General features: G+C 64.8%; 5 protein-coding genes and 2 pseudogenes. 3 read left to right on the top strand and 4 right to left on the bottom strand.

Translation table 11 applies throughout. The annotated features are described in order from the left end of the window. The first annotated feature begins 235 nt into the window (after nucleotides 1–235). Nucleotides 236–1441 carry a group II intron reverse transcriptase/maturase gene (gene ltrA, locus ACWDKQ_RS34145; protein WP_450142892.1) on the top strand — a complete coding sequence of 402 codons (1206 nt, stop codon included), beginning with the start codon at nucleotides 236–238 and terminating at the stop codon, nucleotides 1439–1441. 254 nt (nucleotides 1442–1695) lie between these two features. On the opposite strand, the pseudogene ACWDKQ_RS34140 reads toward ltrA, so the two are convergent. The 4 genes and pseudogenes from ACWDKQ_RS34140 to ACWDKQ_RS34125 all read right to left on the bottom strand — a co-directional run. Beyond that, nucleotides 1696–2370: pseudogene (locus tag ACWDKQ_RS34140) on the bottom strand (reverse transcriptase/maturase family protein); the annotation flags it as partial. A 385-nt stretch (nucleotides 2371–2755) separates the two neighbouring features. Next, nucleotides 2756–3589: a tyrosine-type recombinase/integrase gene (locus ACWDKQ_RS34135; protein WP_450142891.1), complete on the bottom strand. Its 834-nt coding sequence runs from the start codon at nucleotides 3587–3589 to the stop codon at nucleotides 2756–2758. Next, a complete protein-coding gene (locus tag ACWDKQ_RS34130) occupies nucleotides 3590–3844 on the bottom strand; it encodes a hypothetical protein (RefSeq protein WP_450142890.1) in 255 nt (84 codons plus the stop codon). It lies immediately after the preceding gene. Between the two features lie 71 nt (nucleotides 3845–3915). Further along, nucleotides 3916–4902: a hypothetical protein gene (locus ACWDKQ_RS34125; RefSeq protein ID WP_450142889.1), complete on the bottom strand. Its 987-nt coding sequence runs from the start codon at nucleotides 4900–4902 to the stop codon at nucleotides 3916–3918. A gap of 77 nt (nucleotides 4903–4979) precedes the next feature. On the opposite strand from ACWDKQ_RS34125, the pseudogene ACWDKQ_RS34120 reads away from it, so the two are divergent. Further along, nucleotides 4980–5711, top strand: a pseudogene (locus ACWDKQ_RS34120) (amino acid permease); the annotation flags it as partial. A gap of 413 nt (nucleotides 5712–6124) precedes the next feature. Beyond that, a partial coding sequence (locus ACWDKQ_RS34115; protein ID WP_450142888.1) for an ATP-binding protein occupies nucleotides 6125–7401 on the top strand: 1277 nt, incomplete at its 3' end.

Genomic DNA, 7401 nt, shown 5'->3' with positions numbered 1-7401 from the left:
ATCCGCATATCGCACACCCGTACCTTGCCCAGAAATCCACAATAGACCAAGACGACACGCCGAACCCTGAAGCCACAAAGTCAGTAGTTCCGCCGCGTCGGGGTCTATAAAGGACCCGGTTCGTGCCTTGCAGCATGCGCTCTACCGGTCGGCCAAGGCCGATCCGGGCCGACGGTTTCATGCGCTGCGGGACAAGGTCTATCGCAGAGACGTCTTGTGGCGGGCGTGGATCGCGGTGCGCCGCAACAATGGTGCACCGGGCATCGACAAGACCACGTTGGCCGACGTCGAGAAGTACGGCGTTGACCGGCTGCTCGATGAACTCGCGGCGGAGGTGCGGGATAAGCAGTACCGTCCGCTTCCGGCCCGGCAGGTGTTGATTCCGAAGCCTGGAAGCAGCGAGCGTCGACCGTTGGCCATCGCGGCGGTTCGGGACCGTATCGTGCAGGCCGCTGTGAAGATCGTGCTTGAGCCGGTCTTCGAAGCGGATATGCTGCCGTGCTCGTTCGGGTTCCGTCCGAGGCGGTCGGCCCACGATGCCCTGCAAGTCTTGATTGATGAGTCGTGGCAGGGCAAACGGTGGGTGGTCGAGACGGACATCGCCGATTGTTTTTCGGCGATTCCCCATGAGAAGTTGATGCAAGCGGTCGAGGAACGTGTCAGTGATCAGGGAGTGCTGAAGCTGCTGCGCGCGATGCTGCGTACGGGAGTGATGCACGAGGGGACGGTGCGTCGTGAGGCGTCCGGAACTCCGCAGGGCGGCCCGGTTTCGCCGTTGTTATGCAACGTGTACCTGCATCGGCTGGATCGTGCATGGGACACCGCAGAGCACGGCGTGCTGGTGCGCTACTGCGACGACCTGGTCGTGATGTGCCAGTCACGGGAACAAGCGGAAGCCGCATTGGCGCGGTTGACTGTCTTGTTGGGTGAGCTTGGGTTGGAACTCAAGCCAGCCAAGACCCGCATCGTGCACCTGGTTGAGGGAGGACAGGGGCTGGACTTCCTGGGCTTCCATAATCGGCTGGTGCGCGGGCGGACTCCCCGGTCGGCGCACCTGGCGTTCCTCGCTCGCTGGCCCGCACGCCAGGCCGTCCAACACGCGCGGGATCGAATCCGGTCGATTACGGCCCGATCTCGACTGTTGGTGCCGGTTGAGCAGATCGTGGATGAACTGAACGTGTTCCTCCGCGGTTGGTCGCAGTATTTCCGCTACGGGAATTCTGCCCTGGTGCTTGGCCAGATCAGGAACTATGCCCTGACCAGGCTCGCGCTGTGGTTGTCCAAACGGGGCAAACGCCGCCGAGCGTGGGGATGGGGGATGGTCCAGGTGTTGCGATCTCCGAACAACCTGGGGCTGATCAGCCTTGATGGAATCGTCGTCCCACCCAGGCCCTTCCGGGCCTGGAACTCCATGACCCAACACAGCCGATTCAGCCGGTGAACATCTCCGGCGAGCAGGTAGTACTGGACGATGCCCCGGTACTGGGCTCCGAACTGACCGACGATGGTGTAGTCGGCTTCGCTTGCCAGGTGGGTCTGGCACGAGGGTTTGCCGCGTGCCATGAACGGGGCACTTTTGGCTTTGATCACCGTCTTGGGGACCTGCAACCGGATTGCGCCGTTGAGTGAGCGGCGGTTACGTCCGTCGCTGCGTGTCGTTCGGTGCTTTCCGGTGGAGACGGAGACCTCGTAGCCGAGAAACCGTGCCCGCTGGGTGCGGGCATGGGTGATCAGTGTTTTCTCCGGTGACAACTCCAGTGCGAGATCGTCGCGCAGGAACGTGGTCAGCCGTTGTTTGATCTGCTCGGCTTCGGCCTTGGGACCGACGAATCCGATCAGGGTGTCGTCGGCGTATCTGCAATAGCGCAGTCTCCGGTAGCCGGGATCGTTCGGGTCCTGGCTGGGGAGGCTGTGCAGTTGCCGGTACAACGACCGCACCTCGGTGCGGTCGCCCCGTCGGCGGGCACGCATGATCGCGAGTTCCACCGCGCGGTACTGCGGGTTTCTCGTCCGCAGGCGGCCCCGGTTGTGTTCCGGGACCAGAACTTTCTCGACGAACTCGTCCAGTTTATGCAGGTAGATGTTGGACAGGACCGGGGATGCAATCCCGCCCTGCGGCACGCCGCTGAGGGTGGCGTTCCAGGTCCAGTCCTCCAGGTATCCGGCCGCGAGCATGTTACGCAGCAGCCGCAGGAACCGGTTGTCGTGGATCTTCTCGCCGAGGATCGAGAGCATGACCTGATGGTCGAAACTCCCGAAGCAGTCGGCGATGTCACCCTCGATGAACCAGGTCGTCCCGGTCCACGCGGTGGCCACATGCCGCAACGCGGTATGGCAGCCCCGGCCGGGACGGAACCCGTGGGAGCGGTCGGAAAACGTGCTGCCGGTGGCTCGTCGTCGAGGAGCAGCCGTTGCCGGAGGTGACCACGGAGGTGTTGTTGCGGTTCTTGCGTGCCTGCCGGGAGGCCAAGGTTCCGGGCAGGCCGGGGCCGAACGTGGTCACGTTGTCGGGTCGTCGGATGGACCAGTACGCCCCGACGGCGATCAATCGGCGGTTGGCGGCGATCCGGGTTTGTTCGCGTTTGCTGCGATGCGGGATCCGGAGGTGAAAAACCCAGTACCGAAGGGAAAGGGGGCCCGCTGGCGGGTGCCGGGTGAGCGCAGCGGGATACTCGCGCACACCGTCCGTCGGCCGAAGAACCGCTCGTCGCTTCAGCTTCGGGAGCCTCGTCGTCTGCCCACGGCGCTGTCGCGGTCACCTGCTCCTTGCGGGAGTGAGGTAGATCTGAGTCGTGGTCAACTGGGCATGTCCGAGGACGAATTGGACATCGGTGAGCGGCAAAGCTGGGTCCTCGGCCATCCGGAAGGCGGCGGTGTGCCGCAGCGAGTGCAGCGTCGCCGTGCTTCCCGCGGCCTCGCCAGCCCGCTCGAACATTCGGTGCGCCGCGTGATACGTGAGCGGCCGCACCGGTCGGCGCAGTGTCCACCACAGCGGCTGCCGCCGTCCCTTGGGGATCAGCCCCTCCATCTCCACCTGGTAAAGCCGCAACCACACGAAGGCGTCCGTGGAGGCCGGCAACTCCTGCAACTCACGGGTTCCCTTGCGCACCAAGGTGATCGGCTGGCGGCCGGGGTCGGCACCCGCCAGCGTGGCCGACAGCAGTTCTGATGCCCGGGCACCAGTCGAGACGTAAAAGGCGACCAGTGCACGATCACGATGGGAGGGCAGCTTTGCGAAGATCTCGTTGAATTCCTCATCCGGGACGCTGCGCGGAACCCGGGACGGCACCGTCGGTCGATACAACCCGCTTCGCTCGTTGCGAAACGGCTCGATCGGATTGTGATGAGCGTGCGCTCTGCCGCTCCGTCGCGCCCGATCCAGCGGAAACGGGTTGATGATCGGCCCAGTGCCCGCACTGATGTGGAATTCGTAGAAGCAGCGCAGCACCGTCTCGCAGTGCGCGCGCACCGACGGCGCGTAAGCCTCCACTGTGGACCGGGGCTTGGCTGTCTTGTTCTGGTTGCGCCAGTGCGGCCGCGGCGGCTTGCCGGCCACCAGCATCCAGCGGCAGAAGTCCCGCGCTTCCACTCAAGTCGCCCGGCTCCACTGGATGTCAACTGCCCACAAGAATCTGAACCAACGCAACAGATCCAGCCCGTAGGAGCGCAACGTCGCCGTCGACCGGCTCGCCGCCTGCAAGTCCCGGAAGTACTCGGTGGCCGCTTTCACCACGGCCCCGTCACCGTCGACGAGCCGGTACGGATCACAGGCGTCGCCGGTCTCGACGAGCTGGCCCACCTGGGGCACGACCATGGCCGCCAGATCCCGTGACGGCTCCTCCACCTGATCCATAGGTGGAATAACTACCAGACTCTCGAAATGGCCCCTGACCTGGGGTTATCTCGGTAGTTAGTTCAGTCAACGGGTAGCAATCGCTCGGCGTCGGTCTTGGACGGCGCGATCTGCAGCAGCGGCACGATCTCACCGGTTGTGGGCAGCCGGTATTGGATCAGGCTGTGGTGGGTGATCTCCATCAGCTCCTCGATCCGGACTCCGTTCAGGCGCAGCACGTTCACGGCGGCCCATACCCAGAACGCGTAGTTCTCCTCGCGTCGCAGGTCGCGTCGGCACCCGGTGGAGTCGGCCACCAAAAGTTTCCCCGACCAGGCGCCCAGGCGGGAGAGTTGATGCCCGTCGGCGGTGAAGCTTTGTCCCGGTTCAACGGCCTGTGTCGCGGCCAGCAGTTCCGCAGTAGCGAGTCGCCGCCGTTGGACCGTGGCGACCAACACCGGCAGGACCGGCAGGCGTTCGCGGGTGCGGGCGTCCATGCGCGCTTTGCGATGGCGCTTGAATTTCCGATGCTCTACCTCGCGTCCGACCGGACACGGCGCGACCCATGGCGCCCAGCGAGCGGGGTCCTCCAGCGCCCACTGCGACAGGTCGAGATAGAACGATCGGACCTTGACCAGGCATTCGAGGTAGGAGATCCGGGGAATCGCCTCGCCTGCCTCGGTGCCCGAGCCGGGAGACTGCTTGTTCAGGAGTCGGTCGCGCCATGCGGCGGCGACCTCCGGCGCGAGGCGCAACGAGTCAATGCCCGGATGGTGAACTTCGAGGTCTTTCCAGAATCGCCGGGCTAGGTAGTAGGAGAGGTCTTTTAGGCTGTTGTAGTCCAGGCTGGGCTGGCGCTCGCGTAGGTAGGAGACGAGCAGGTCCCGGATCGGGCGGCAGGTAAGCCCGTAGCGGTCAACCAGTTGCTCGGGCGTGAGCTGGATGCCGGCGCGGAGTTGCCGGAATCGCAGTGGAGCCTGCTCGCCGAGGAACCCGAGGTCGCGAAGGGTCTGGTAGAACGCCGGAACGTCGCGTGGCCAGGCGGCCAGTATCGCGGTCTCGGTGTCCACCAGTTCCAGCACATCGCCGACGGTGATGTCGGCTAGGGTTCCGCCCTTGGCCGCGTGCCGCCGCCTGCAGGGTCTGCTCGGCGTTCTTCGCGGTGTTCGGCTACGACGCCTTGAGCACCGCCGCCGAGGAGTCCACCGACGCGCAGAAGCACATGCCGAAGGCAATCATGTACTCGCTGTCGATCTCGATGGTGCTTTACGTGTTGGCTTGCCTGGTGCTGACCGGTATGCAGAACTACACCAAGATCAACCCGAAAAGCGGGTTCTCGACGGCGTTCGCCTCGGTTGGCCTGCCCGGTCTTGCCAGCGTGATCGCGGTCGGCGCGATCGTGGGCATCCTGACGGTGATGTTCACCTTCATGCTCGGCGTGACCCGGGTGTGGTTCGCCATGAGCCGTGACGGTTTGCTTCCGCGGTGGTTCGCCAAGACACATCCAGTGCACAAGGTGCCCACACGCGTGACGTGGATCGTCGGCAGCGCAGCCGCTGTGATCGCCGGGTTGATGCCTATCGGTGAGGCAGCCGAGCTGACCAATATCGGCATTCTGCTCGCGTTCGTCGTCGTGTCCGCCGCTGTGATCGTGCTGCGCTATCAGCGCCCGGACCTGGAGCGCGCGTTCCGCTGTCCGGGCGTGCCGGTCGTGCCGTTGATCGGCATCGGCTTCTCGATCTGGCTGATCACCTTCTTCAGCCCTTTGACCTGGATTCGCTTCGGCGTGTGGTTCCTCGTCGGCCTGATGATCTACTTCGCCTACAGCCGACGGCACTCGCTGCTCAACGCCGCACGCGCCTCCGGGGTCGAGGACTGACAAGCGCCTGCACACGCGATTCCACGCCTTGGTCGGTGGAACCCGTTAGTCCCCGTTCGCCGTGGTGTGCAGAGGTGGCTTGCGCAGCGACCGAGAGCACGGCGATGTCACGGCGGTCGGCGGCAGCCGGCTCGGCGGGGGTCGCGCGCGCCCACTGCCACGGCTTGCCTGGACGGCCTCGACAGCCGAGGCAGGCCACTGCGACACTGCTGAACACGGGCTCGCAACCAGCGAGGAAGTAGCGGAGCATAACGTTGAGTCGGCACACTGTGACGTCGGCGTCGCGGTTAACCACAGGGAAGGGCAACCTGCCTGTCGACGTCACTACTTTCGTAGGCCGTCGGCGTGAACTCACCGAGGTCAAACGTTTACTGTCCTCCGCCCGGTTGGTGACGCTCACCGGGGTGGGCGGCATGGGCAAGACGAGATTGGCTCTCCACGTCGCCGCGAACGTACGGCGCGCGTTTCCAGACGGGGCGTGGGTGGTCGAACTGGGCGCCCTCCGAGACTCGGGCCTCGTGGCCGAGACGGTCGCCGCAACACTCGGCGTTCAGGACCTTTCAGAACGAGGATTGATCAACCATTTGTCGGACTATGTCCGAGACAAGCACTTGTTGGTGGTACTCGACAATTGCGAACACGTGCTCGACAGCTGTGCAACCCTCGCTGACTGTCTGCTGCGGGTGGCTCCCCGCCTTACGATCCTCGCGACGAGCCGTGAAGCGCTCGCCGTCACGGGCGAGGCACTCTACCCCGTCCTGCCGATGTCAGTACCCGACCCGGAACGTCCGCTTCCTCTCACTCAAGCCCTCACCCAGTACGAAGCGGTCACCCTGTTCACGGAACGGGCGGCGGCCATCCGACCAGGATTTACGATCACCGACGACAACGCAGCCGCCGTTGTGCGGCTGTGCCAGCGACTCGACGGGATGCCGCTGGCGATCGAACTGGCCGCCGCACGGCTGCAGGCACTGTCGGTGGAGCAGATCGTCCAACGGCTCGACGACCGCTACCGACTACTCTCCGCCGGTAGGCGGACGGTACTGCCGCAGCAACAGACCCTCCGCGCCCTGATCGACTGGAGCTACCAACTGTGCAGCACTACCGAACGCGTCGTGTGGGCTCGACTGTCCGTCTTCGCCGGCTCTTTCGATCTCACCGCGGCCGAAAGCGTGTGTGCCGGTGACGGCATCGACCGAGAAAGCATCGCCGACCTGGTGGCGGGACTGGTCGCCAAATCGGTACTCCTCCTGGAAGGCGGGTCGGCACAGCCGCGATATCGGCTTCTGGAGACCATCCGCCAGTACGGTGCCGAACAGCTCGCCTCGCTCAACGACAGCGCTACACCTCGTCGACACCGCGACTACTACGTACACCTCGTCACCGAAGCCGAGCGAAAGCTGTTCACACCCCACCAAGCACAGCTGCTGGCACAGCTCCGGCACGAACACCCAAACATCAGGGCTGCACTGGAGTTCTGCGCCACCGCGCCAGGGCATGCCCAGGTCGGCCTCGGCGCGGCGACGGCCCTCTGGCAATACTGGGCCGCCTCAGGCTCGGTGAGCGAAGGACGACGCTGGCTGTCGCCTGCCAGGCTGAAGGGACCACCGGTTTGCCATGAGCATGGGACCGGGTTGCGTCCGGTCGCGGGCCGTGTGCTGATGGTGTCCGACGACCGGGCTGTTGGTCA

It is taken from the genome of Saccharopolyspora sp. NPDC000995, from assembly GCF_053599315.1.
The sequence above is the reverse complement of the archived record's forward strand: the minus strand, read 5'-3'. Positions and strand labels throughout refer to the sequence as shown.